We start from the raw sequence: 24131 nt of genomic DNA on the forward strand, positions 1-24131 counted from the left end.
TTAAAAATGAGCAGACTGTACTACCCTATATATTTTTTCTTTATACTTCTCGTTTTCATCATAAGGACACATCACTAGAAGTGATATTCCTCTACTACTATTTTTCCTTTTAAAAAAATGATACAAATGGACTTTCTTATCATCATACGTTTTAGATCCTAAAATTAAATATGTGTCTAATTCAGAGATATAACGTTTATTATAATCATCAAGAAAATCCAACATTACCGTCATATCTTCATAACGTTTTTTAGCACTTTCATTAATTCGTTTTACCGAAAATGAAATTTTTCCACTTTCTACGTTTAATGCTTCACCAGGATCTGTTTTATAATCAACTCCATCAACGCGAAAAGTAACGACTTCCGATTCTAGTGAACAACCAAAGGAAAATGTAGTGAATAGTACTAAAACAAAGATCTTTCTCATTCTTCCCAATTTTTAGTCGTTCTATATACCACTCCCTTAAACAAAGCTACAAGTTCATCTCCTCTTTTTATTTCAACAATATTAAATCCCACTTTTGTTTTTTGATGATCTACGGTTGACTCTGCTGTAATGTAATCACCTTCTACCAATGCCTCTATATGATTAATACTGGTTTCTATAGAGACTGCATATTTCCCGTGAGTGTTTGCTGTAAATCCAAAAGCAGTATCTGCTAGTGAATATGTAATTCCTCCATGTGCAAAGTGCATACTATTAAGCATTTCTTTACGAATAGTCATCCCCACTTTTACATATCCAACTTTAGACTCAAGTATCTCGATTCCTAACCAAGTACTATATCCATCTTGCGATAACATTTTATGTGGTATGTCTTTTCCTTTAAGTGGCATTGAGTCTTTGAAATTTAAGGATTCATTTTTTACTCTATTCTTCAATTATGTATTCTTATAATTTTACCATTAGATTTACTAACATCATTTCTTTCCATTAATGCAATGATATCACCGCTTGGTAATTGTTTGATTGTTCTCACTCTTCCTTCAATTGTCAATCCAACGGTTTCATCTGTATCACGATTATATTTCATTAACCTTCTATAAGCTAATGACCCTATTAGAAAATGATTATTCCAATCTGCTATGTTACTTCCTTCTACTTTTAATAGACAAGCTGGTGCTATTGCTTGACCACCATCATCTGTTGGAACGGTCCAATAATGTTCTGGTAATACTGTGGTTTGTGTAGCTTCTTCTTGGGTAATCATAGAAATACTTTTACCATCATAATGAATCCCATATGTATAAATGGGCCAACCATAATTACCTCCAGCTTTTATAATATTAAATTCGTCACCTCCTTTTGGTCCGTGTTCAACACCAAACAGCGTGTTATTTTCTTTATCATAAACCAGCCCTTGCGAATCTCGATGTCCATAACTCCAAATTGTTGTAGGTTTTGTAAAACCATCAAAAATAGGATTATCAGAAGGGACAGTTCCGTCATCTTTTAATCTGTGAATCTTGCCTGCATCCTCATTAAGATCTTGTGATATTAATATTGGATTTTCACTCGTAGTGAAAACGGAACCTCCAACATTTAGAAAAAAGTGTGTATCGTCTTCCCATACTATCCTCATCCCGTTTCCGTAATAATTTTGACTTCTTGTTTTGAAAATAGTTTCAAATTGAGTGATTGCATTATTTTTTATTTTAAATCTAGAGACCTTTGCAAATCCATCAATATCCAAATAGGATATATATATCCAGAAGTTTGTCGCAAAATCAGGGTGAATACTCACATCCATAAGTCCTCCGTGCATAATTGCGGGTATCCCTTTATCTCCAAATGTCTTTACTTCAGGAATCCCTTCTATTTCGACTTGAAGGCCTTCTTTAAAGTGAAATAGCTTCCCTATTCTATCTGTGATAAAGTACTCATCATCAGTAATTATTGCTATACCATAGGGAACGACAAATCCTTCTGCAATTGTTTTTACAGAAAAGGAATCATCACTTATAGGATAAGGCGAAATTGGAACTTCTACAATCGTATCCTGACAGCCTATTAGGCAACCAAATGAAAATAAGATAATTAAGATTTTAATAAACTTCACTCTTATTCTATTTTGAGTTTTTATATTTTTTTAATGACTGGAATAACTTTATAAATAGGAAACTTCTCCTATTCAAAAAACGTCTTCCCATCTTTATTCATTCTACGTAATAATGGGGAACATCTATATCTATCTTCTCTATATTCATTATAAAGCGTATCTATCATCTGGACACACCAATCAATTAACAAAGGTAAAACGGAAAGTTTTTAATTTTTTGTTCTTTAAAATTTACAAAAAATTAAAAACAACCACCCACTTACTTATTCTATCCAAAAAACTTGTGACCTCTCTTATTCATTCTACGCAACAATGGGGTACATCTGTACCTATCTTCTCTATATTCATCATATAGTGCATCCATTTGTGACACACACCAATCAATCCCTTTTTCATCTGCCCAAACGAGTAATCCTTTAGGATAGTTTACACCTTTGGTCATCGCATTATCAATATCTTCGGCGCTAGCAATATTCCAAAATAATGCATCTGCTGCTTCGTTTATAAGCATAACTAAAATACGATCAAAAATCATCTTCCCGAGTTCTTGATCTGTTGTAGGGTTTGCTTTCGCGAAAGCGTTATCTGCACCCTCATTTGCATAATCATAATATCCACGACCTGACTTACGACCTAAATAACCCGCCTGACTATATCTTTGCTGAGTAAATGACGGTTTATATCTAGGGTCTTGGTAAAAGGCATTAAATACGGTTTCTGTTACTGTATAGTTGATATCATTTCCTATAAAATCCATCAATTCATAAGGTCCCATTCTAAAACCACCAATAGATTTCATCGCCCAATCAATGGTTGCAAAATCTGCCACTCCTTCCTCATACAAGCGCAATGCTTCTCCATAAAAAGGACGCGCCACTCGGTTTACAATAAATCCAGGAGTATCCTTTGCTACAGCTACTACTTTTTTCCAACGTGCAATTTCTTGAGTACACATATCCAGAACAGCCTGAGACGTTTGTACAGCAGGTATCACTTCAACCAACTTCATTAAAGGAGCTGGATTAAAAAAATGAATTCCTATACATCGTTCTGGCTTCTCTAATGATGCTGCAATAGATGCAATAGAGAGACTTGAGGTATTTGATGCTATAATCGAAGTGTCAGATACATAAGATTCTAATTCTTGAAAGACCTTCTTTTTAATGTCAAGGTTTTCTATAATAGCTTCTATCGTCAAATCTGCATCTGCCAATTCTTTTAAAGAGTTTACATATTGAATATTTCCTTGAATTCTATTTTTCTCGTCAGCATCTATTCTTCCTTTTTCAATCAAACGATTCAGGATTTTTTCAAGTTTTGCTTCTGCTTTATCCAAAGCGGGTTGATTTACATCAAATAGCTTTACTAAACATCCAGCTGTTGCAGCTACTTGAGCTATTCCAGAACCCATAGTTCCAGCACCAATAATTCCTACGTTTTTAATCATACTATTATTTTTGTCCTACTAAGTTTATCGAAGTAAACTCATAACTATTCAATAAAAGTCCTTCTACAGACTTAGAGTAACAATTATTTTATTCCCCTTTAAAATTGGGTTTTCTCTTTTCTACAAAAGCGGCTACTCCTTCTGCATAGTCGTCGCTACTTGCCGCCTCTATTTGCAACTTAGATTCTAATTCAAGTTGTTGTTCTAATGTATTACTCATAGATTCATTAAGTAAACGCTTAGTCATTCCTAAAGCCTTCGTAGGCATCTGCGCAAGTGTCCTAGCTACTGTATCTATTTCTGTTTGAAAATCATCTAGCGTTGTCACTTTATAGATCATACCCATTGCTGAGGCATCTGTTGCAGAGATTTTATCTCCTAACATCATAAGAGCACTTGCTTTCCCAAAACCTATAAGTCTTGGCAAAAAGAAAGTTCCAGCACTATCTGGTACTAATCCTATCTTACTAAACGCCTGAATAAAGCTTACTTTCTCATGAGCAATTACAATATCACAGGCTAATGCAATATTTGCTCCTGCTCCAGCGGCAACTCCATTTACTGCAGCTACAATAGGTTTTTCTATAGTACGTATTCTTGTAATAATAGGATTATAATGCTCTTCAAGTATCTTCTTAAATCCTGGATTTAAATCAGGTGTTGTTACTTCTTTTAGATCTTGACCAGCACAAAATGCTCTACCACTTCCAGTAATTACAATCGCTCTTACATCTGCATCATGTGCACATGCATCAAGTTCATTTTGAAATGTTAATGCCATCTCACGATTAAAACTATTAAATACTTCTGGTCGATTTAATGTAAGTGTAGCGACTCCGTTTTTTATTTCTTTGAGTATTGACTGGCTCATTATTTTAATATGGCTTTATATTCTTTAATTTGTTTTTCAAATGTATCACTATCCTTAAATGCACATAGATTTCCATCTGGGTCATAAAACTTTGCGATAGTCCCCCAACTGTGTTCTTGATAATCTACTTCTATATTTTTAGCCTTTAATGTATCTGCTAGCATTTTTACATTAGGAACGTTCATACGTAAACAGGTTTTTACTCTAGAATGGATTTCTGTACTCCCATCATACGTATCATCTAACTCTACCATAAGGTATGAACTTCCAAAAGCAAAACAGGTAAGCATATCTGTAGAAAACATGGTTGTAAGTCCTAGACTATTTTTATAGAACTCAATGCATTCTTGATAGTTAATTACGTACAAAATGATTCCAGTTCTATCAAAATCCATTATTTCAGACATTTAAAGTAATCAAAAGGTTCTTGGCATACATCACATTTAAACAATGCTTTGCAGGCTGTCGATCCAAACTGACTTACCAAGTGTGTTTCTGTTGAGCCACAATTGGTACATGTTACAATTTTTTTATTGCCTAGCAGTGCTTCTTTATCGGCTTCCGGAGAGAGCGGTGCTGCGATTCCATATTCTTCTAATGCTTTACGGCCTCTATCGGTAATCCAATCGGTCGTCCAAGCAGGACTTAAGACTAAGGTTATTTTTGTTTTTTTATTTGCTTTCGCGAAAGCGGAAATAATATCATCCCCTATCACATCCATAGCTGGACATCCTGAATAGGTAGGTGTTATTTTTACTTGAACAACTCCATCGACTTCTATTGCTTCTCGTACCACTCCCATATCCATAATAGAAAGCACTGGGATTTCTGGATCTGAAACAGATTCCAGGGTTGAGATAAGATGTGGCTCTATATGTTGTGTCTCTAAAGTCAGAATTGAGTATTAAATAATAAATATTGAATCTCAAAGTAAAACACTTTTCAATTCATCATTCTTCTACCATTCCATATTAGGATAGGTACGTTGCATATATTGCATATCAGACAGTATATATCCCATATGCTCTGAGTGAATCCCTTGCTTTCCTCCTTTATGAAAATATTTTCCTTCTGGAATTTCTAATGTAGCTTCTTTAAGTACTTCAGAAATCATTTGGTAATAGGCATCTTTCAACTTTATAGTATCTACTCCTATTCCTTCTGCAACCATCACTTGATCTGCATCTGTTTGATGAAACAATTCATCTGTGTACATCCAAAGATCTATCACAGCTTCTTGCACTCGCTCGTGACTTTCTTGAGTTCCATCACCTAATCTTCTAATCCAATCTGAAGAAAAACGCCAATGATAACTTACTTCCTTAATAGACTTCTTTGCAATCGCAACGAGAGTTTCATCTGTACTCTTTTCTAATTCTCTTAGAAAAAGCAAATGAAAAGCGTCAAAAAGAAATTGACGTACAATAGTGTATCCAAAGTCAGTATTAGGCTGCTCAACAAGGAGTACATTTTTATATTCTCGTTCTATACGTAAAAATGCAATGGTATCTTCTGTTACCTTCTCATTTCCTGAAATTTGTGCTGCGTATTTAAAATAACTACGTACTTGACCAAAAAAGTCCAATGAGATATTAGTACACGCGATATCGGTTTCTAGGCTTGGTCCGTGACCACATAATTCTCCCAGACGTTGTCCAAGAATAAGACTATTGTCTGCAATACCTAGGATGTAATTGTATAAATTATTGTTCATAACGAACTTTTAAATTGGGATTACATATGTTTTACCTCATCTGGCAAATCATAAAATGTAGGGTGACGATATACTTTATCTGCTGCTGGTTCAAATAGTTCTCCATTATGTTCTGGATTACTCGCAGTGATATTATTACTTTCTACAACCCATATACTCACACCTTCACTACGTCGTGTATAGACGTCACGTGCATTTTCTAAAGCCATTTCTGCATCTGATGCATGAAGGCTTCCGAAGTGTCTATGTTCTAATCCGTTTTTACTTCTTACGAAGATTTCCCAAAGGGGCCAGTTTTTTGATGACATTATCCTACGTGTTTAAGATCTTTTCGTTTTTCTTTTTTATCGGCATATGCCATAGCAGCATCTCGTACCCAAGTTCCTTCTTCCCATGCACCTACTCTGTCTTTCATGCGTTTTTTATTTGATGGGCCATGTCCTTTTACAACTTGCCAGAACTCATCCCAATCTATTTCTCCAAAATCATAATGTCCTGTTGCTTCATTCCATGTTAAATCTGGATCTGGAATCGTAAGTCCTAACAAATCTGCTTGTGGGACTGTTTGATCTATAAATTGCTGGCGCAACTCATCGTTGGTTTTACGTTTGAGTTTCCACTTCATAGATTGTGCAGTATGTACAGATTCTGCATCTGTAGGACCTAGCATCATAAGTGATGGCCACCACCATCTATTTAAAGCGTCTTGCGCCATATCTTTTTGTTCGGGAGTTCCATTAGCTAGTTTGAGCATAATCTCAAATCCTTGACGCTGGTGAAAACTCTCTTCTTTACATACTCTAACCATGGCACGTGCATATGGACCGTAAGAGGTACTACATAGTGGTACTTGATTGATAATAGCCGCACCATCTACAAGCCAACCTATTGCTCCCATATCTGCCCAAGTGACTGTTGGGTAATTAAAGATAGATGAATACTTTGCTTTTCCAGAATGTAATTGTTCATACAATTCATTTCTAGAAATCCCTAAGGTTTCACAGGCTGAGTATAAATACAGACCGTGACCAGCTTCATCTTGTACTTTTGCTAGAAGCGCCACTTTACGTCGTAAAGAGGGAGCTCTAGAAATCCAATTTCCTTCTGGTAACATCCCCACAATTTCAGAATGTGCGTGCTGACTAATCTGACGGATGTGTGTCTTACGATACTTTTCTGGCATCCAGTCTTTAGGTTCGATTTTTTCGTCACGTGCAATACGTGCTTCAAAAATTTCTTCTAGATTTTTTACTTCATGTTCACTCATAGCATATTATTTTAAACGCTTTCGCGAAAACCCTCTCTACCTTTCAGGCATCTCTCCCAGAAGGAGAGAATGTACGGTTTCTCAAAACATATTGTTATACATCAAAATTCACCTTTACCACTTCAGAAGTTGGAACAGCTTGACAACTCAATACTAAGTTCTGAGCTACTTCTTTTTCTTCTAGTGCATAATTAACCTTCATCTCCACAGTTCCTTCTTCTACTTTACACTTACAGGTACTACACACCCCTCCTTTACAAGCAAATGGTAAATCTGCGCCTGCACCAAGAGCTGCATCTAAGATATTGTCAAATTCATCTGTCATCATAAAATGGAAATCTTTTCCTCCATCTACAATAGTGACATTAACACCCTCTATTTGTTGTTCCGCAAGTCGCGCTACACGTTGTTTATCTTCTTCAGAAAGACCTGTTACAAAAAGTTCGTAATGTACTTTTTCTTTTTCTAACCCAGCAGCAACCAGTTCATCTCTTATAAGAAATATCATCTCTTCTGGTCCACAAATAAAAACTTCATCTGTAGAAGCAACTGGAATTAATGTTTTTGTAAGCGTTTGTAACTTATTACTGGTAAAACGTCCATTAAACAATTCTATATCTCGTTGTTCTTTGGTCAAAAAATAGAAAATTTCTAATCTGCCAAAATACTGATTACGTAACTGCTCTATTTCTTCCTTAAAGATAATGGATTTTACAGTTCGATTTAAATAGAAAAGCTTAAAGGTTGCATTAGGCTCTAATGCAAGATGTGTCTTAATTATTGAAAGAATAGGAGTAATCCCACTTCCTGCTGCAAATACAACATAACTTTTTGCTTCATCTGTAGATACTGGAACTCCAAATTTACCGCTAGGTGCCATCACCTCTATCGTATCGCCAGATTGTAATTCTTCATTTACAAAACTTGAAAATACACCGCCAGGAATTTGCTTTACAGCTACTTTCCATTCTTTATCTACTGGACTAGAACATAAACTATACGACCTACGAGTATCTTCACCATCTATAATTGCCTTAAGTGTAAGGTGCTGTCCTTGTTGAAAATCAAAAGCAGTGTGTAATTCTTCAGGGATATCAAAAGTAACCACAGAACAATCTGAAGTTTCCTTATAAATGTCTTTAACCTTTATAGTGTGAAATTGTGCCATATGATCATTGAATAGTACAAAACTAACAATTGTTAGTTATTTTTCCAAATTATAGCATAACAATCCTATTTTACAATACCTTGCAACAGGATTTCGCTAAGCTCTTCTATTAATTTATCTTTCTCAAGATCTGCTTTTTTAGGTATCCAGAGGTATAAATTTCGTAAAGTGGTAAGGATTGAAAATAATAAAATTTCTGAATTTACGTCTTTCAATTCCCCTAACTCTTGCCCTTCTAAAACAATAGTTTTAAACTGTTTCTCATAGGCGCTACGTAATTTTAAATAATACTCTAATTTCCCCTCAAGGTGCATCCAATCATTATTGAGAGCTGCCATACCATATGGGTTATCTGCCGTAAGTGTAATATGTTGAGACACCACAGCTTTGAGTTTTGAGATGGCGTCTGTTTCTTGAGTTGCGATTGTTTCTATACCGTCTGTAAACTGCTGAGCTATATCTAATATAATCTCGGAGAGTATTTGCTGTTTTGAGGTAATGTGATTATATAGACTTGCTGCTTTAATACCTACTGCGGCAGCAAGGTCTCTCATGGTTACAGCGCTATATCCTTTCTCTTTAAATAGCTGGGCTGCTTTGACACATATTTGTTCTTTTCGCGAAAGCGTATTTGATCTCATTGAAATGCAATATACACTTTATGATAGAATCATGAAACTTCTACAAATTCAACTTATCATTTCTTAAAAAATTCTAAGTAAGTAATATAACCTTAAATAAGATGATGCTTTTTGCTTTTGAGCAATGTCTATATTATTGCAATGTAAATTGCCCAAAGAATCCTATTCCTTCAGATGGTTCTATGTTTACTTCATTAAATGAGCCGTCTCCATTATATGATAAATTATAAGCAAGCATATCACGACATTCATCTTTAAAAGTATAGTTTCCTGAAGTTTCATCGGCTCCAAAACGCCATACAGGATTACTAATGGTAATGCATTCAAATCCATCAATTTCTACACTTAATGTTTGATCAGATTTTACAATAAAAGTTGCTATTGTCCCTAACTCAAAAGGAGAGTTTGTATCTGCAAATGTGTATTCTACATTGTAGGTCCCGAAAGCAGTATCTGGAACTGTAGCCATTGTTTCATCTGTTCCTATTGTTGCTTCACAGACATCTCCATTACAACCTTCACTTGACATTTCCTCTTCCATTTGTTCTTCCTGCATAATATTCCCATTATCATCACTACTACAATTATAAAGGCTAAAGGCTACTAAGAAAATGATTATACTTTTTTTCATGGTTTTGATTTTTATCTTTATCAAAACTACCCGAGAAACACACAGCAAACCATAAGGCAATTGACGTATACTAAGCATACTTTATACGCTTTCGCGAAAGCGTATCATTTATCGCTTTATCAAAATCATAAAACTCTATGAAAGTAGTAGTGAAAATTCCCACTAAAGTCTTTAATTTTACATTCTATGAGTACTACCATTGAGTCTAATCCATTATTGGATCGCTTACCGCCACATTTAAAGCAATATATCAAACCTCAAAATTATGAGGAGTACACCTCTATTAACCAAGCGGTATGGCGTTACGTGATGCGTAAGAATGTAGATTACTTAGCCAAAGTAGCTCATGAAAGTTATCTAGACGGACTCAAACAAACAGGAATATCCATAGATCATATCCCATCCATGTATGGAATGAATCGTATCTTAAAAGAAATTGGTTGGGCAGCAGTGGCAGTTGATGGGTTTATTCCTCCCAATGCCTTTATGGAATTTCAAGCCTACAAAGTACTTGTTATTGCTAGTGACATACGCCAACTAGAAAACATAGAATATACACCTGCTCCAGATATTATTCATGAAGGCGCTGGACATGCACCTATTATTGCAAGTCCTGATTATGCTGAATATTTGAGGCGTTTTGGAGAAATAGGGGCTAAAGCTATTTCTAGCGCGCACGATATGAATATGTATGAGGCCGTTCGTGAACTATCTATTTTAAAAGAAGCCGAAGGAGTATCTAAAGAAAAAATAAAGCAAGCAGAACAACGTGTAGAAGAATTACAAAACAAAAAGGTGAATCCTTCTGAAATTGCTTTAATACGCAACTTACACTGGTGGACTGTAGAGTATGGACTCATAGGCAGTTTAGAAGATCCAAAAATTTATGGAGCCGGATTACTTTCTTCTATTGGAGAGAGTGCTTGGTGTATGACGGATGAGGTAAAAAAACTACCGTATACGATCGATGCAATTTACCAAGAATTTGATATCACAAAGCCGCAACCACAGTTATATGTCACTCCAGATTTTGCATATCTTATGAAAGTACTTGAAGAATTTGCAAGCACCATGGCTGTGCGTAAAGGAGGGTGGCGAGGACTCAAAAAACTTATTGAGTCCAAACAAATTGGGACTATCGAGTTAAGTACTGGGCTTCAAATAAGCGGCATATTTACCCGTATGATTCAAAACGAAGACAATGAGGTTATTTACTTTGAAACTGAAGGACCTACTACACTTGCATATCGTGAAAAAGAACTTATTGGACATGGTACAATAAGGCATTTTAACGGATTTAGATCTCCTTTAGGAAAACTCAAAGGGATTAACCTATCTATAGAAAATATGGGGCCTAGAGATTTACAAGCCTATAATTTTTATGATGGAAAACCCATTTCTTTTGAATTTGAGAGCGGTATTACTGTAAATGGGCTCAATGTTACGGGACTGCGTAATCTTAACGGAAAATTGATGCTTATTCAGTTTACAAATTGTACAGTTGCATATAAAGGCGAGATCTTATTTTCTCCAGATATGGGAGACTTTGACATGGCATTAGGACAAGAGATCTTATCTGCGTTTGCTGGTGCAGCTGACTATCTTTCTTTTAAACTTGAAGAACACGTAATTAGTTCTACTACGATTAAACAAACTGTTTCTGAAACTGAAAGAAATCTTCTAAATCATTATAAAGAAGTACGCGACATAAGAGAAAACAAAACAATATCCCCAAAACAACTTTCAGAAATTTTTGAAGAATTATGTAATAATCACACTAACGATTGGTTACTTTCCTTAGAGATTTATGAACTTGTTTATGAAGATGGTTCCGCTTTTGCGAAAACAGTATTAAAACGTTTAAAAACAATTCAAGCATTACGCCCTGAAATAGCACATCTTATTGAAAACGGAATTGAATTAATACACTAGATGATATTATGCCTTTTTGCTTTTTGAACAGCTTCTATTTTAGAGTGTACTTGTAGTTTTTTGTATATATTTTCAATATGCTTTCTAACTGTACTAGGAGATAATATTAGATTTTTAGCAATTACAGTATAGCTAAGTCCTTTAGATAGTTGTTCTAAAACATCTATTTCTCTTTTAGATAATTTAATCTCTTCTTTATCTTCTAGGTACTTTTCATTCGTTGGATTACGAAGTAGTTTAAGTGTTTTCATTGCTATACTAGGGTTCATAGCGGCGCCTCCATCTAAAGTTTCTAAAATTCCTTTGTGCAATGTTTCTGGATCTACTTCTTTAAGTAAATACCCATCTGCTCCAGCTTGTATTGCTTTAAAAATATTTTCATCATTATCAAAAACAGTTAGCATTATTATTTTAACATGAGGATATTTTTGTTTTATAATCTGAGTAGCCTCAATTCCATTAAGAACTGGCATTTCTATATCCATCAGGATAATATCAAGATTATGATTTTCTTCAATTTTTGCAAGTGCCTGAGCACCATCTAAGGCAAACCACTTAATAGAAATATCATCAAAAAAAGACAGTTTATCTTTTATAGCTTTGATAAGAAAAGTATTGTCATCTACAATGGCTAGTTTCGTATTCATTATTTTAAAGGTAGTTCAATTTCTTTTTGGACGTGTAGGGATTCATCCAAATTGTATATTGAAAATTTATATAGTTTTAAATGAGAACATCGTTTTTGCACCTGTCTTTGATGTATTTCTAGTTCTGATCTAAGAATTCTCATGCTTTGAGCATGTATTTTATTACTTCTTCTCCGATTATAAGTGTATACTATAATCGTAAGAGTAATTAGCGTCAATATTCCTAAAAAAATAATTGTTCTCACTCAGCATTTCTTTTGATATAAAGATACAATTGACATAGTTTACATATTATACGTCATTTGACGTATTTAAAAGTCTAGCGAGATGCAATTCAATACGAGTTCCATTATCAATACTAGATATAATTTTTAAATCTCCATCTATATCTTTAGCACGTTTTTTCATATTAGTTAAACCATTTCCTAAGTTAGGATTTTCAATATCAAATCCTTTTCCATTATCAGATACACTAGTTTCAAGTAGTTTATTTTTTTGAAACAGTTTAATCGTTACATCACTAGCTTCTGCATACTTAATGGCATTATTTACAGCTTCTTGAATAATACGATATAGATTCATTCCCTCAACAGAAGTAAGTGTATTATTACTATCAATATTTTCATCTATATCAAGATGAAAGGTAGTATCTGAAGAAGCTTTACGAGCTTGGTCTACTAAATTTACCAATCGAGCTTCAAGGTCTTCAAAAGTAATTTGCTCCTTATTCATTGCCCAAATCGTATCACGTAATTCATTAATAGTTGTTTTTGTAAATATGCCTATCTCTGTGAGTTTTTCTTTTGTCTTCTCCTCTTTATCTTTCATCCCATACTTGAGATTATCCAAAGAAGATGTAATAAAAGTGAGTTGACTTCCTATATTATCATGTAGATCTCTTGAGATGCGTAAACGCTGCTCTTGTAATCTGTTTTGAGTTTCAATTTTGACAAGTGCTTTTTCTAATTCAAATTCTTTGGTTTGTTGACGATTCTTAAGACGTTGTTGATTATAAAACAAATACCCTAAAAGCCCTAAAAGTAATGCCGTTCCTCCTATTCCATAAATAAGATTATTCTTTTTACGTACTTGGAGTTCTTTTTCTACAAGCGTAGCTCGTGTATCTGCAAGAGCTGCTTCTTTTTGAGCGGTTTGAAAACTTATTTCCAATTCATTAACCTTGTTTTTTACTTCATCTGAAGAAATTGAATCTTTAATCTCTACATACTTTTCATATGTTTGGTATGCATTTTCATAATCTTCTTTGTCTTTTTGAATTGAAGCCAGCACTCTATAACCATTCTGTTTTCCAATCAAAAAATTTGTCTCTTTAGACAGATCTAATGATTTATTAATTTCAATCTCAGCCTCATTCAACCTCCCTTCATTTTTCAAAGCCAATGCTAGATTTAATCTTGAAATAAGTTCCCCTATTTTATTTCCTTGCTTTTCATTCAAATCAGCAGCTTCAAAACCATACTCTATTGATTTTTTGTTATTACCAAGATCCATTTCAATATTTGATAGATTTGCTAGACCCCCCTGTATTCCTTCATTAAAACCTACTTCTTTACTTATTTGCAGTGCTTCTAAGTAATATTCTCTAGCAAGAATTATCTTAGTAGTATCTTTTTGTTTTTCTCCTCTTTTTCTATTTATGATACCAAGATTCATGAGAGTTCCTGCCAAACCTTGTTTATTATTTAGTATACTATCTATTTTATAGGCTTTAATAAGATACCTTTGAGCCTTTTCATACTGATCAAGCTTTTCAAAAAGCATTGCTGTGTTATTATAAGACCTTGATTCAGCTGCTTTATCTTTATTTTTAACAGCTAAATCTAGTGTCTTTTGCTGATAATCAATTGCTTTTTCATAATTTCCAAGTTGTTGATGACAAATAGCTATTCTAGAAGCAAACAAGGCCAACTCTTTTTCATCTTTTTCTTCTACTGCTATTTCATAACCTACCTCCCAAGCCTCTATAGCATTTTTAAAATCTGACTGATAGTAATAAAAATAACCTGAATCTAAACTAAAATCACTCTTAGTCGTTCTATTAATATCCTTCAGAGGAAGCATCTTATCCCTATGATAAGTCGCAGAATCCATATTGCGAAGATCCATATGATAAAGCATATAATTATGATGCCATTTAAAAACTATAGTATCTGGTTGTTTTCTGAGAAGTTGTTTTGTTTCCTCTAAATAATGTCTTGTAGAATCATCTACTACATATAAATAGGCATTACTAAGATCAAGATACAGTTGGCCTTTAACGACATCATTTTTAGCATTTTTTATAAGACGTTTTAAACTATCAACTTCTTTAGTTTCATTTTGAGCGTATGTGAATTGCACAAAAAACAGTGCTAGCAAGTAGTATTTAAATCTCATAATTATCAGAATAGTTAGTTATTTTAAAAGTAACAAATTCAAAAAGAATGAGAAAAAGCCACAAAAATCGTGGCCTCTTCACACCTTAATAGCACTCCCCCAAGTCACTAAAAAGACATTTACTTTTATTTGAATTTAATGTCTTCAAATATCTATACATAACCGTTACTATTCCATAGGGCAATTGCCGTATTTACGCTTTCGCGAAAGCAAAAAAAACCAGAACAGATATAATATCGTATTCTGGCTCACGTAAAAACCTCAACATTCTGAGCTTTTTTTATACGCTGATTTTTTATTTTTTAAAAATAAGAACGACCCTGAACCAGTATCGTTCTTAAAATTATATACTACTATTTATAGGTTAATATTAAAAGCGCCCTCTGTAATAGAAATAGTATCTACTCCTCCATCTGGTTCCCTTACAGTAATTGAAAAAGTACCTTCAATTTTAGTGTCTGTAAATACTGTAACATCTATATTCCCTACCATCCCGCTATCTTCATAAGGAGCACCATAAAATGTGGTATTGGCTGGATTATTTACATTAGGAATAATATACTGCGCTGTGTTAAGAATTGTAAGCTCACTATCTATATTATAATCCCCTACTCCATCAAAAGCATTAATATTCATTACAATTGTCTTTCCTGTTGTATCTCCTCCTCTAATAATCATTGCCGTAACACCAGCTGTTGATATTTCGGTTGCTGAAGTTGCAATCTCCATAGACTCAAAGTTTGCCCCATCTATTTTTGCGACCATACGACCTTCTGCAGCAGTATCACCGCTATCGTTACCATCATCTGTTGAGCAAGAAGTATACATTAACCCAACGATACATACTAGCATTACTAATTTAATTGTTTTCATAATTGAAGTTTTTAGTGTTGTTATTTGATGGTGTAAAATTGACAAAAGGATACATAGAAATCTATAAGGCAATTGCCGTATTTATGTATTACATCATATACCGCTTTTGCAAAAGCAGTATTAAAACACTAAAACATGTTTTGAAATAGTATACCCTATTCAAAATGAGACTAAGCTATTGACTAGTTAATCTAATAGTTTTTCAAAATCTGTAATATTAGTAATTGGAGTGGCATCATATTGCAATGTCCATCCTAAAGAATTTGTGAGAATATAAATTTTATGAAGCTCTGTAATTAATCTATTTTCTGCATTTGTGTACAAACTAGATGCTTCTATTTTCTTCCTAAGTGTATTTGTTACTTTGGATTTAATCACATTATAGTCTTCTGCTTCAAAAGGATTAAATAAATCTTGTTGGATATCGTAGTATTCAAGATTTGGATTAATCGTTAATTCTGGCTCAGGAATATTAGTAATATATACTGTTTGAGTTGTTTCATCTATGCTTGTTTCTACTTTACTCAAATCATAGGATATTGTTGCTTTGGCATTTGCAACAACCAATGCTTTTTTTGTTGCCGTCAGAATATCTAGATAAAACTCCTTAGAATCTTCATAGGTAAATACTTCTGCATACTCTCCTTCTGTCACTACAAGTTTCCCTACATTTTTAAGCGTTTTCTCAATAAGTGCAGAATGCTCTTCTAGTTGCTGATGGCCATCATCTTTAAACCCACAATATCGAAAACTCAATAAAATAAGAATCAATATAACAGCTCCATACAATATTTTACGCATACCTAAGATTTACTTATATGGCACTAAACTACTATATTTTATACAACTATTCTTTCTTTTAGAAATACGGGCTTTAAAAATAGGACTCTCTAAAATGTAATATGTGGATATTCTTTTTTTAAAGAAGCCATACGATTTTCAAGTTTTCCAATAAACTGTCGATGTTGTTTACTCTCTGGATTAAAAGGACGATGTGTTAATCCTTGTTGGATAATTTGAACTTCTTTGAGTGTTTTTTTTGCTTTCGCGAAAGCGTATACTTCCATAAATTTTTCCCAGATATAATCTATAGCTTGTTGGCTAGGGTGTAGCATATCTGTTGCATAAAATCGATAATCTCGCAATTCATCCATCATCAATTCATACGCTGGAAAATAATGTATATTTTCTTTGTTACACACCTCGTGTACCGCAGAAATTAGATGTGCTTTACTTCTTGTGTTTTCTACAAACCCATCTTTACTATGTCGTACAGGAGATACGGTAAAAGTAATCTGAGCCTGAGGGTTCAAATTCTGAATAATAGTACATTGTCGTTTAAGACTCGCAACAATTTCTTCTATAGGTAACAATCCTTTTACAAATTGTTTTTGAGGTACTTTATGGCAATTTGCTACAGCAATACCAGTGTCTTTATGTTGGTATACCCAAGCCGTTCCTAGGGTAATAAAAATATGAGAAGCTTCTTGAAGTGCCGTTTTAAGTTGGCTCTGCACTTCTTTTAGTTTATCGATTATAGCTCCCTTAGTACTACTATTTAACCGACTATGTGCAATAAAAGATTTCCAAACACCATCTAGCTCAAAAATGGTTTCTTCTCCATAATTTTCATCATTATATGCATCTTGCAACACACGCTCTATAGCAAGCGGATGAAAAAGAATTCCATATGGATTCACAATAGATTGAAACTTATGATATGCAAGTTTATCTCCAATATTTTCGGCAAAACAAGATCCTAATAACAACATTTTATTTTCATACCCAAGCGGGTGCTGAAAAGGTTGTAGTGGGATGTTGGTTTGTAGTTTCATAGGATATATAAAAAAAAGGTACTAATAACAGTATCCCTTTTTCATTCTATTTTTTAACTCAAAAAGTTTTTTGCTTCTTCTAAAGCGGTATCAATCCCATCTGGATTCTTCCCTCCTGCTGTTGCAAAGAAAGGTTGTCCTCCTCCTCCTCCTTGGATGTGTTTTCCTAGTTCGCGCACTACTTGACCAGCATTTAAATTTTTACTAGCAACTAGTTCTTTTGAAATATAGCAACTCAACAATGCTTTCCCATTTTGTTCTGTCCCAAAAAGCAGAAAAACATCGTTCTTATTCTGTCCTAATTTAAAAGCAAGATCTTTAATTGCTCCTGCATCAAGGTCTACTTTTTTTGCTAAAAACTGAACACCATTAATTTCTTCAAATTCTTTTTCGAGATCACCACTTAGGTTTTTGGCTTTCTCTTTGATAAGAGCTTCTACTTGTTTTTTAAGTGCTGTATTCTCATCCATTAAGCTTGTAATAGCTTTTACTGGATCTTGTGCATTCTTAAGCGTTATTTTTACTTTATTATACGCTTCTGTTTCTGATGTAAAGTATTCCTTTGCCGCATCATTGGTAATCGCTTCTATACGACGTATACCAGATGCAACAGCTCCTTCTGATGTAATTTTAAAATGCCAGATATCACCTGTACTTTGCACATGAGTCCCTCCACAAAGTTCCATGGATTTCCCAAAACGAATAGCTCTTACAGCATCTCCATATTTTTCTCCAAAAAGTGCGATGGCTCCTTCTTTAATCGCTTGATCATAGGTTATACCTCTTTGTTCTTCTAAAGGTAAACTTTCTCTAATACGAGCATTTACAAAGTTTTCTACCGCCTTTAATTCTTCTAAAGTTACTTTTGAGAAATGCGAAAAATCAAAACGAAGATTACCGCTATGCACCATACTTCCTTTTTGCTCTACGTGTGTTCCTAGGACTTTACGCAATGCTTGATGTAACAAATGGGTTGCCGTATGGTTTGCAGACGTACGGAAACGTTGTTTCTCATCTACTATTGCTGTAAAGGTTCCTTCTGTAGTTCTAGGAAGGTTTTTGGCCAAATGTATAATTAAGTTATTTTCTTTCTTAGTATCTATGATATACACCACTTCTCCATTAGGCACTTCTAGATATCCTTTATCCCCTACTTGTCCTCCTCCTTCTGGATAGAAAGGTGTCAGGTTAAACACCAATTGGTAGAGTTCTCCATCCTTCTCACTTTCGATTTTACGATAGCGTGTAATCTTTACAGAAGTTTCTAAGGTATTATACCCAACAAATTCTTCTTCCGAATCATCCATTAACACAGTCCAATCTCCTGTTTCTACCTTAGCAGCTGCTCTAGAACGATCTTTTTGTTTTTGTAATTCTGTTGTAAAACCTTCTTCATCTAGATGCAATCCTTTTTCACTTAAGATAAGAGCCGTTAAATCTTTAGGAAAGCCATAAGTATCATAAAGTTCAAAAGCTTTTTCTCCAGAAATGGTATTTCCTTTTGTATTTTCAATGACTGTATCTAGTAAAATCAATCCTTGATCTAATGTTCTTAAGAAAGAATGTTCTTCTTCTCTTATTACATTAACAATAAGGTTTTTCTCTCGTTTCAACTCTGGGAATGCATCTCCCATTTGCTTCACAAGGGTATTAACAAGCTTATAAATAAAAGGCTCTTTGGTATTTAAAAATGTAAATCCATAACGAATGGCTCTACGCAAAATACGGCGTATGACATATCCTGCTCCTGTATTACTTGGTAATTGTCCATCAGCTATAGAAAAGGCAACTGCTCTTAAGTGATCTGCTACTACACGAACGGCAATATCGGTCTCTTCTTTATGTCCACATTTTGAAGAAGTAATGGTTTCTATCTCTCGCATTAACGGCGTAAAGACATCGGTATCATAGTTAGATTGTACGCCTTGCAACACCATACATAGACGTTCAAAGCCCATTCCTGTATCTACGTGTTGTGCTGGCAATTTTTCTAGTGATCCATTTGCAAGACGGTTAAACTGCATAAATACCAGGTTCCAAATTTCAATCACCAACGGATGATCTTCATTTACTAGTGTACGGCCGTCTACAGCTTTTTTCTCTTCTTCAGATCGTATATCTACATGAATCTCGCTACAAGGTCCGCAAGGTCCTTGCGCTCCCATTTCCCAGAAGTTATCATTCTTATTTCCATTAAGAATACGATCTTCTGAGATTAGGTTTTTCCATAAATCATAGGCGTCTTGATCACGTTCTAGTCCATCTCCTTTGTCACCTTCAAAAATGGTCACATAGAGGCTATTCTTATCTATTTTAAATTCTTCGGTAAGTAATTCCCAAGCCCACTCAATGGCTTCCTTTTTAAAGTAATCTCCAAAACTCCAATTCCCTAACATCTCAAACATGGTATGATGATAGGTATCTTTTCCTACTTCCTCTAAATCATTATGCTTTCCTGAAACACGTAAACATTTTTGAGTATCTGTAAGACGCGTGTTTTTAGGAGTTCCATTACCTAAAAAATATTCTTTAAATGGCACCATGCCGGCATTTGTAAACATCAAGGTAGGGTCATCTTTTAACACCATAGGTGCAGAAGACACTACGTCGTGTTTTTTTGATTCAAAAAATGCTAGGAATTTGGCACGTATTTCTTGAGATTTCATAGAAGTAATCGTATCGAATAATTATTTTTATCTTTGATCGTTTTGATAAATGAAGTACGCTTTCGCGAAAGCGTAAAATTCATCTATAACATCTGGCAAAAATACACATTTTAACTTATGTCTAAGGTAAAATATTACTATGATAGCGATACCCTTTCCTACCGAAAAGTAGAGCGTAAAAAAGGGCGCACAATTGGCTTTATACTATTATTTATTACAGCCTCTGTTCTTATGGGGCTTATCTTATTTATCACGGTGTTGAATTCGGGCATAGATACACCTAAAGAACGTAGACTAGAAAGAGAGAACGCAAATCTTGTATTACAACAGTCTATTCTAGAGTCAAAAATGGATCTAGCAAGCAAGGTCTTGGAAAATATCCAAGCAAGAGATAATGAGATTTACAGAATTTTATTGGACGCAAATCCCATTCCCGATGAAGTACGTAAAGCTGGTTTTGGAGGTGTAAATAGATATGAGAATTTACAAGGATATGAAAATTCAGAGATGATTGCTGAGAGCCATAAGCGCATGGATCAAATCACAAAACAGTTAGGGATTCAGTCTGAATCTCTTGATGAGATCGCTAGGCTTTCTGCAGATAAAGAAAAATTACTTGCCGCTATTCCTGCGATACAACCTGTGAGTAATGAAGACTTAACACGTATGGCTTCTGGCTTTGGATATCGCACTGATCCTTTTACAAAGGCTCGTAAAAAACACTGGGGAATGGACTTTACAGCACCTAGAGGAACACCTGTATATGCTAGTGGTGATGGAACTGTTTCTCGTGCAGATGCAACAGCTTCTGGGTATGGGAAACATATCCGTATTACACATGGATATGGCTATGAAAGTCTATATGCGCATTTAAATGCATACAACGTGCGTAAAGGTCAAAAAGTAAAACGTGGGGATCTTATTGGATTTGTAGGAAGCACAGGACGCTCTGAAGCACCTCATTTACATTATGAGATTTTCAAGGAGAAAGAACGTATTAACCCTATTCATTTTTACTACGGTAAACTTTCGCCAAAAGAATTTGACGAATTACTTAAACAATCTCTTCAAGAGAATCAATCTTTAGATTAAAGGTATGCATATAGATCTTCCAGAAAAATTATATTACGGTATTGGAGAAGTGTCCAAAGCTTTTGACGTAAATGCATCTCTTATTAGACATTGGGAGAAAGAGTTTGATGTATTACAACCTAAAAAAAATGCAAAAGGCAATCGAAAATTCACTCCGCAAGACATCAAAAATCTTGAATTGATTTACCATCTTGTTAAAGAACGTGGATTTACATTAGAGGGTGCAAAAATACACCTTAAAGAAGGGAAGAAAGAAACACTTAGTAATTTTGACATTATCCGAAAACTAGAACACGTCAAAGCGCAATTAACAGAACTTAAGGATAATCTTTAGCATTTCTCCACGATAGATTTTTCATTTTTAGGCATTACTTTATACCTCCCTAAATACACAAGAGATAGACTCGCAATGAATGATGGTATGTTTGTCGCGACTTCCTTATGGACAATTGCCGTATAGATAGAAGCTATCATTCCTAACATTCCAATCGTTACTAATAGATACTTTATTGCTCTCATAATCGATAGTTTTATACACTTAATAGGTAGATCTGATTCCTATTTTGTTACAGAATCAAGCTTAGAAGATTTTCTTAAATTGCACTATGTCTAAGATATTTATACAGACATCGTGTAACAAAAACCAACAAACACAAACTAACCAGATATGAAAAAAGGATTAATCGCCATTATCATCATAGTTGCTGTTTTAGCAATAATTGGATTTCTCGTAGGACCAGGATTCTATAACACTTCTATAGACTTACAAGAAGATGCAACAGCACAATGGGGTAATGTAGAAAGTAGTTACCAACGTCGTGCAGATCTTATCCCTAATATTGTAAAGACAGCAAAGGGGTATGCACAATTTGAACAAGAAACGTTATTAAAAGTAACCGAAGCACGTTCAAAAGCAACATCTATTACGATAGATCCATCCAACATTACGCCAGCTCAACTTAAGCAATTCCAACAAGCTCAACAAGGGCTCACATCTGCTCTATCTCGATTATTAGCCGTTTTTGAACGCTATCCAGACCTTAAGGCCAATGAGAATTTTAAAGAACTTATAAATGAGCTATCTCGCACAGAAAACCGGATCAATGTAGAACGTAACCGTTTTAACGAATCTGCAAGACCTTTTAATAAGCATATCAAAAAATTTCCTAATAATATTATCAATATGTTTATCGGAAAGTTTTCTGAAATAAGTTATTTTGAAGCAGATGAAGGAGCAGAAAAAGCACCTGAGGTAGAATTTGATTTCGGTACATAATGGCATCTACGGTAGAAGATTTTCTTTCGCAATCAGAAGAACAAGACATTGTCAAAGCTATTCGTATTGCCGAAAGCACGACCTCTGGAGAGATCAGGGTACATCTAGAACGGCATACTGATCTCGACACTTTTACTCGTGCCAAAGAAATTTTTCATCTATTAAAAATGGACAATACCAAAGAAGAAAATGGTGTCTTAATCTATGTCGCTGTAGATGATCACAAATTTGCTATTTGCGGCGATCGTGGTATAAACAACAAAGTCCCTCCAAATTTTTGGGAATCCACTAGAGATACCATGGCTACTCATTTTAAAGCAGGTCAATTTAAAGAGGGAATTATTGAAGGGATTCAACATGCTGGAGAACGACTAAGTGCCTATTTTCCTTGGCAACATGGAGATATTAATGAACTCCCAGACGAAATCACTTCAAGTTAATGACAGAAGCACTATCCATATATAAAAGTATATTTATACGCTCCTACTTGCTGGTAAAGCAGGTTTGCAAAAGAAAAAACATAGGCGTATGTCTATTGTTTATTATTGCCTTTTTAAGCAATGGATTTACAGCGCAAGCGCAATTTGATATTCCGCCGAAGCCTTCTAAGAAAAGTGAACAGACAGCGGTATACGATTATATTAGTTTATTTAATTCATATCAACAAAAATCTCTAGATCAAAAACTCATACGCTATAGCGACACGACCTCAACCCAAATAGTAATTGCTATTATCTCCTCAACAAAGGGAGAAGATATTTCGCTTTTAGGGGCTCAATGGGGGCAAAAATGGGGTATTGGTCAAGCTAATGAGGACAATGGCATCATGATTATAGTTGCCAAAGATGATCGTAAAGTAGATATAAACACGGGATATGGTATAGAGTCTATTATCTCCGATAGCGATGCAGAACGTATTATTAATAGAACCATCATTCCTGCTTTTAAAAAAGGTGATTTTTATGGCGGTCTTAATCAAGCTACCGATGAGATGATTGCACGTCTTGAAGGAGATTTTACAGGCACTCGCAAAAGTAATAGAGAATTCCCTATTGGTCCCATCTTAGCATTTGTACTATTTATAGTTATTCTCATCATTCTAAGTCGAAAGAATCATCGCGGAGGTGGCCGCAATGGCGGAGGTCGTTCTAGAGGTTCCTTACTAGATGTCATTATTCTCAGTAATATGGGTCGTGGTGGCTTCGGAGGCGGAGGCGGAAGCTTTGGAGGTGGCGGAAGCTTTGGAGGAGGGGGCTTTGGAGGAGGTTTTGGCGGTGGTGGTTTCGGTGGAGGCGGTGCCTCTGGAGGATGGTAATCTAAAGTACAAGTTTAGAAATTGGAAGTGCAAAATCTAAATCGCAAACAATATTAGCCGAAAATTGGCGGTGGTTGTTTTTGAAAATTTAAAACTTTTTCCTGTGTAAATTTTTAAAATCTTTCCGTTACTCACTTACCAAGAGGATGGTAATCTAAAAAATATCCTAGAAATCTGAAATACAAATTGCCAAACTTAACAATCGTTGTTTTTTAAAATTTAAAATCTCTGTAATACGCTTTCGCGAAAGCGTACTCTTAAACATATCCTATATTTATTAAAATTAGTTATCATTGC

Annotated in this window: 26 protein-coding genes; 6 read left to right on the forward strand and 20 right to left on the reverse strand. The window is 34.7% G+C overall.

Annotated elements, in window-relative coordinates:
- From ABJD27_RS12290 to ABJD27_RS12350, 13 genes are all read right to left on the reverse strand, one after another.
- Positions 1 to 429 carry a hypothetical protein gene (locus ABJD27_RS12290; protein WP_348165043.1) on the reverse strand — a complete coding sequence of 143 codons (429 nt, stop codon included), beginning with the start codon at positions 427 to 429 and terminating at the stop codon, positions 1 to 3.
- Entirely contained in the window at positions 426 to 839 is a 414-nt protein-coding gene (locus tag ABJD27_RS12295) for a hotdog fold thioesterase (protein WP_348165631.1), read from the reverse strand. The genes ABJD27_RS12290 and ABJD27_RS12295 overlap by 4 nt, the downstream gene beginning before the upstream one ends.
- A 41-nt stretch (positions 840 to 880) precedes the next feature.
- Positions 881 to 2062: a PQQ-dependent sugar dehydrogenase gene (locus tag ABJD27_RS12300; protein WP_348165046.1), complete on the reverse strand. Its 1182-nt coding sequence runs from the start codon at positions 2060 to 2062 to the stop codon at positions 881 to 883.
- 268 nt (positions 2063 to 2330) lie between these two features.
- Positions 2331 to 3509: a 3-hydroxyacyl-CoA dehydrogenase NAD-binding domain-containing protein gene (locus ABJD27_RS12305; RefSeq protein ID WP_348165049.1), complete on the reverse strand. Its 1179-nt coding sequence runs from the start codon at positions 3507 to 3509 to the stop codon at positions 2331 to 2333.
- Positions 3510 to 3597: 88 nt separating this feature from the next.
- On the reverse strand, positions 3598 to 4380 hold the full coding sequence (locus ABJD27_RS12310; RefSeq protein ID WP_348165052.1) for an enoyl-CoA hydratase-related protein: 783 nt from the start codon (positions 4378 to 4380) through the stop codon (positions 3598 to 3600).
- Positions 4380 to 4775 carry a VOC family protein gene (locus tag ABJD27_RS12315; protein ID WP_348165055.1) on the reverse strand — a complete coding sequence of 132 codons (396 nt, stop codon included), beginning with the start codon at positions 4773 to 4775 and terminating at the stop codon, positions 4380 to 4382. Before ABJD27_RS12315 ends, ABJD27_RS12310 begins: the two co-directional genes overlap by 1 nt.
- Positions 4775 to 5275 (reverse strand): 1,2-phenylacetyl-CoA epoxidase subunit PaaD, encoded by a 501-nt coding sequence (gene paaD / locus ABJD27_RS12320; RefSeq protein ID WP_348165634.1) that lies wholly within the window; start codon positions 5273 to 5275, stop codon positions 4775 to 4777. Before paaD ends, ABJD27_RS12315 begins: the two co-directional genes overlap by 1 nt.
- A 63-nt stretch (positions 5276 to 5338) precedes the next feature.
- Positions 5339 to 6094 (reverse strand): 1,2-phenylacetyl-CoA epoxidase subunit PaaC, encoded by a 756-nt coding sequence (gene paaC, locus ABJD27_RS12325; protein ID WP_348165058.1) that lies wholly within the window; start codon positions 6092 to 6094, stop codon positions 5339 to 5341.
- 20 nt (positions 6095 to 6114) lie between these two features.
- A complete protein-coding gene (gene paaB, locus ABJD27_RS12330; RefSeq protein ID WP_348165061.1) occupies positions 6115 to 6402 on the reverse strand; it encodes a 1,2-phenylacetyl-CoA epoxidase subunit PaaB in 288 nt (95 codons plus the stop codon).
- On the reverse strand, positions 6402 to 7361 hold the full coding sequence (gene paaA, locus ABJD27_RS12335) for a 1,2-phenylacetyl-CoA epoxidase subunit PaaA (protein WP_348165063.1): 960 nt from the start codon (positions 7359 to 7361) through the stop codon (positions 6402 to 6404). The genes paaB and paaA overlap by 1 nt, the downstream gene beginning before the upstream one ends.
- A gap of 94 nt (positions 7362 to 7455) precedes the next feature.
- On the reverse strand, positions 7456 to 8529 hold the full coding sequence (gene paaE / locus ABJD27_RS12340) for a 1,2-phenylacetyl-CoA epoxidase subunit PaaE (RefSeq protein ID WP_348165066.1): 1074 nt from the start codon (positions 8527 to 8529) through the stop codon (positions 7456 to 7458).
- Between the two features lie 65 nt (positions 8530 to 8594).
- Complete coding sequence (locus ABJD27_RS12345) at positions 8595 to 9170, reverse strand: TetR/AcrR family transcriptional regulator (RefSeq protein WP_348165069.1); 576 nt, start codon at positions 9168 to 9170, stop codon at positions 8595 to 8597.
- Positions 9171 to 9303: 133 nt separating this feature from the next.
- Positions 9304 to 9801, reverse strand: coding sequence for a hypothetical protein (locus tag ABJD27_RS12350; protein WP_348165072.1), 498 nt, complete (start codon positions 9799 to 9801; stop codon positions 9304 to 9306).
- A gap of 186 nt (positions 9802 to 9987) precedes the next feature.
- Here ABJD27_RS12350 and ABJD27_RS12355 point away from each other — a divergent pair, with 186 nt between their 5' ends.
- Positions 9988 to 11733 (forward strand): aromatic amino acid hydroxylase, encoded by a 1746-nt coding sequence (locus tag ABJD27_RS12355; protein ID WP_348165075.1) that lies wholly within the window; start codon positions 9988 to 9990, stop codon positions 11731 to 11733.
- Here the strand turns inward: ABJD27_RS12355 and ABJD27_RS12360 are convergent.
- The 6 genes from ABJD27_RS12360 to alaS all read right to left on the reverse strand — a co-directional run bounded on the left by ABJD27_RS12360 (position 11730) and on the right by alaS (position 20151).
- Positions 11730 to 12380 (reverse strand): response regulator transcription factor, encoded by a 651-nt coding sequence (locus ABJD27_RS12360; RefSeq protein ID WP_348165078.1) that lies wholly within the window; start codon positions 12378 to 12380, stop codon positions 11730 to 11732. The genes ABJD27_RS12355 and ABJD27_RS12360 overlap by 4 nt on opposite strands.
- A 291-nt stretch (positions 12381 to 12671) precedes the next feature.
- Positions 12672 to 14777 (reverse strand): sensor histidine kinase, encoded by a 2106-nt coding sequence (locus ABJD27_RS12365; protein ID WP_348165081.1) that lies wholly within the window; start codon positions 14775 to 14777, stop codon positions 12672 to 12674.
- A 357-nt stretch (positions 14778 to 15134) separates the two neighbouring features.
- Positions 15135 to 15650 (reverse strand): hypothetical protein, encoded by a 516-nt coding sequence (locus ABJD27_RS12370; RefSeq protein WP_348165084.1) that lies wholly within the window; start codon positions 15648 to 15650, stop codon positions 15135 to 15137.
- 186 nt (positions 15651 to 15836) lie between these two features.
- Positions 15837 to 16451, reverse strand: a complete 615-nt coding sequence (locus ABJD27_RS12375) for a DUF4230 domain-containing protein (protein ID WP_348165087.1) — start codon at positions 16449 to 16451, stop codon at positions 15837 to 15839.
- An 89-nt stretch (positions 16452 to 16540) separates the two neighbouring features.
- The gene (locus ABJD27_RS12380) at positions 16541 to 17485 is read right to left on the reverse strand and encodes a GSCFA domain-containing protein (RefSeq protein WP_348165090.1); all 945 of its coding nucleotides are present in this window, start codon (positions 17483 to 17485) and stop codon (positions 16541 to 16543) included.
- Between the two features lie 53 nt (positions 17486 to 17538).
- Complete coding sequence (alaS, locus tag ABJD27_RS12385; protein ID WP_348165093.1) at positions 17539 to 20151, reverse strand: alanine--tRNA ligase; 2613 nt, start codon at positions 20149 to 20151, stop codon at positions 17539 to 17541.
- A 117-nt stretch (positions 20152 to 20268) separates the two neighbouring features.
- Between alaS and ABJD27_RS12390 the strand changes: the two genes are divergently transcribed.
- Positions 20269 to 21243, forward strand: coding sequence for a M23 family metallopeptidase (locus ABJD27_RS12390; RefSeq protein WP_348165096.1), 975 nt, complete (start codon positions 20269 to 20271; stop codon positions 21241 to 21243).
- 4 nt (positions 21244 to 21247) lie between these two features.
- Positions 21248 to 21577 (forward strand): MerR family transcriptional regulator, encoded by a 330-nt coding sequence (locus ABJD27_RS12395; protein WP_348165099.1) that lies wholly within the window; start codon positions 21248 to 21250, stop codon positions 21575 to 21577.
- On the opposite strand, the gene ABJD27_RS12400 is transcribed toward ABJD27_RS12395, so the two are convergent.
- On the reverse strand, positions 21574 to 21762 hold the full coding sequence (locus ABJD27_RS12400) for a hypothetical protein (RefSeq protein WP_348165102.1): 189 nt from the start codon (positions 21760 to 21762) through the stop codon (positions 21574 to 21576). The genes ABJD27_RS12395 and ABJD27_RS12400 overlap by 4 nt on opposite strands.
- A 148-nt stretch (positions 21763 to 21910) precedes the next feature.
- Between ABJD27_RS12400 and ABJD27_RS12405 the strand changes: the two genes are divergently transcribed.
- The 3 genes from ABJD27_RS12405 to ABJD27_RS12415 all read left to right on the forward strand — a co-directional run bounded on the left by ABJD27_RS12405 (position 21911) and on the right by ABJD27_RS12415 (position 23834).
- Complete coding sequence (locus ABJD27_RS12405; RefSeq protein ID WP_348165105.1) at positions 21911 to 22519, forward strand: LemA family protein; 609 nt, start codon at positions 21911 to 21913, stop codon at positions 22517 to 22519.
- On the forward strand, positions 22519 to 22959 hold the full coding sequence (locus ABJD27_RS12410) for a TPM domain-containing protein (protein WP_348165108.1): 441 nt from the start codon (positions 22519 to 22521) through the stop codon (positions 22957 to 22959). The genes ABJD27_RS12405 and ABJD27_RS12410 overlap by 1 nt, the downstream gene beginning before the upstream one ends.
- Positions 22960 to 23054: 95 nt before the next feature.
- Positions 23055 to 23834 (forward strand): TPM domain-containing protein, encoded by a 780-nt coding sequence (locus ABJD27_RS12415; RefSeq protein ID WP_348165111.1) that lies wholly within the window; start codon positions 23055 to 23057, stop codon positions 23832 to 23834.
- The last annotated feature ends 297 nt before the right edge of the window (positions 23835 to 24131 follow it).

Source organism: Dokdonia sp., assembly GCF_039945015.1.
Lineage (GTDB): Bacteria > Bacteroidota > Bacteroidia > Flavobacteriales > Flavobacteriaceae > Dokdonia.

What these genes read in the sequence shown, in the direction of transcription:
- ABJD27_RS12290 (WP_348165043.1), bottom strand. Translation starts at nt 429, where the DNA reads ATGAGAAAGATCTTTGTTTTAGTACTATTCACTACATTTTCCTTTGGT.
- ABJD27_RS12295 (WP_348165631.1), bottom strand. Translation starts at nt 839, where the DNA reads ATGCCACTTAAAGGAAAAGACATACCACATAAAATGTTATCGCAAGAT.
- ABJD27_RS12305 (WP_348165049.1), bottom strand. Translation starts at nt 3,509, where the DNA reads ATGATTAAAAACGTAGGAATTATTGGTGCTGGAACTATGGGTTCTGGA.
- ABJD27_RS12310 (WP_348165052.1), bottom strand. Translation starts at nt 4,380, where the DNA reads ATGAGCCAGTCAATACTCAAAGAAATAAAAAACGGAGTCGCTACACTT.
- ABJD27_RS12315 (WP_348165055.1), bottom strand. Translation starts at nt 4,775, where the DNA reads ATGGATTTTGATAGAACTGGAATCATTTTGTACGTAATTAACTATCAA.
- paaC (WP_348165058.1), bottom strand. Translation starts at nt 6,094, where the DNA reads ATGAACAATAATTTATACAATTACATCCTAGGTATTGCAGACAATAGT.
- paaB (WP_348165061.1), bottom strand. Translation starts at nt 6,402, where the DNA reads ATGTCATCAAAAAACTGGCCCCTTTGGGAAATCTTCGTAAGAAGTAAA.
- paaA (WP_348165063.1), bottom strand. Translation starts at nt 7,361, where the DNA reads ATGAGTGAACATGAAGTAAAAAATCTAGAAGAAATTTTTGAAGCACGT.
- paaE (WP_348165066.1), bottom strand. Translation starts at nt 8,529, where the DNA reads ATGGCACAATTTCACACTATAAAGGTTAAAGACATTTATAAGGAAACT.
- ABJD27_RS12345 (WP_348165069.1), bottom strand. Translation starts at nt 9,170, where the DNA reads ATGAGATCAAATACGCTTTCGCGAAAAGAACAAATATGTGTCAAAGCA.
- ABJD27_RS12350 (WP_348165072.1), bottom strand. Translation starts at nt 9,801, where the DNA reads ATGAAAAAAAGTATAATCATTTTCTTAGTAGCCTTTAGCCTTTATAAT.
- ABJD27_RS12355 (WP_348165075.1), top strand. Translation starts at nt 9,988, where the DNA reads ATGAGTACTACCATTGAGTCTAATCCATTATTGGATCGCTTACCGCCA.
- ABJD27_RS12360 (WP_348165078.1), bottom strand. Translation starts at nt 12,380, where the DNA reads ATGAATACGAAACTAGCCATTGTAGATGACAATACTTTTCTTATCAAA.
- ABJD27_RS12365 (WP_348165081.1), bottom strand. Translation starts at nt 14,777, where the DNA reads ATGAGATTTAAATACTACTTGCTAGCACTGTTTTTTGTGCAATTCACA.
- ABJD27_RS12370 (WP_348165084.1), bottom strand. Translation starts at nt 15,650, where the DNA reads ATGAAAACAATTAAATTAGTAATGCTAGTATGTATCGTTGGGTTAATG.
- ABJD27_RS12375 (WP_348165087.1), bottom strand. Translation starts at nt 16,451, where the DNA reads ATGCGTAAAATATTGTATGGAGCTGTTATATTGATTCTTATTTTATTG.
- ABJD27_RS12380 (WP_348165090.1), bottom strand. Translation starts at nt 17,485, where the DNA reads ATGAAACTACAAACCAACATCCCACTACAACCTTTTCAGCACCCGCTT.
- alaS (WP_348165093.1), bottom strand. Translation starts at nt 20,151, where the DNA reads ATGAAATCTCAAGAAATACGTGCCAAATTCCTAGCATTTTTTGAATCA.
- ABJD27_RS12390 (WP_348165096.1), top strand. Translation starts at nt 20,269, where the DNA reads ATGTCTAAGGTAAAATATTACTATGATAGCGATACCCTTTCCTACCGA.
- ABJD27_RS12395 (WP_348165099.1), top strand. Translation starts at nt 21,248, where the DNA reads ATGCATATAGATCTTCCAGAAAAATTATATTACGGTATTGGAGAAGTG.
- ABJD27_RS12400 (WP_348165102.1), bottom strand. Translation starts at nt 21,762, where the DNA reads ATGAGAGCAATAAAGTATCTATTAGTAACGATTGGAATGTTAGGAATG.
- ABJD27_RS12405 (WP_348165105.1), top strand. Translation starts at nt 21,911, where the DNA reads ATGAAAAAAGGATTAATCGCCATTATCATCATAGTTGCTGTTTTAGCA.
- ABJD27_RS12410 (WP_348165108.1), top strand. Translation starts at nt 22,519, where the DNA reads ATGGCATCTACGGTAGAAGATTTTCTTTCGCAATCAGAAGAACAAGAC.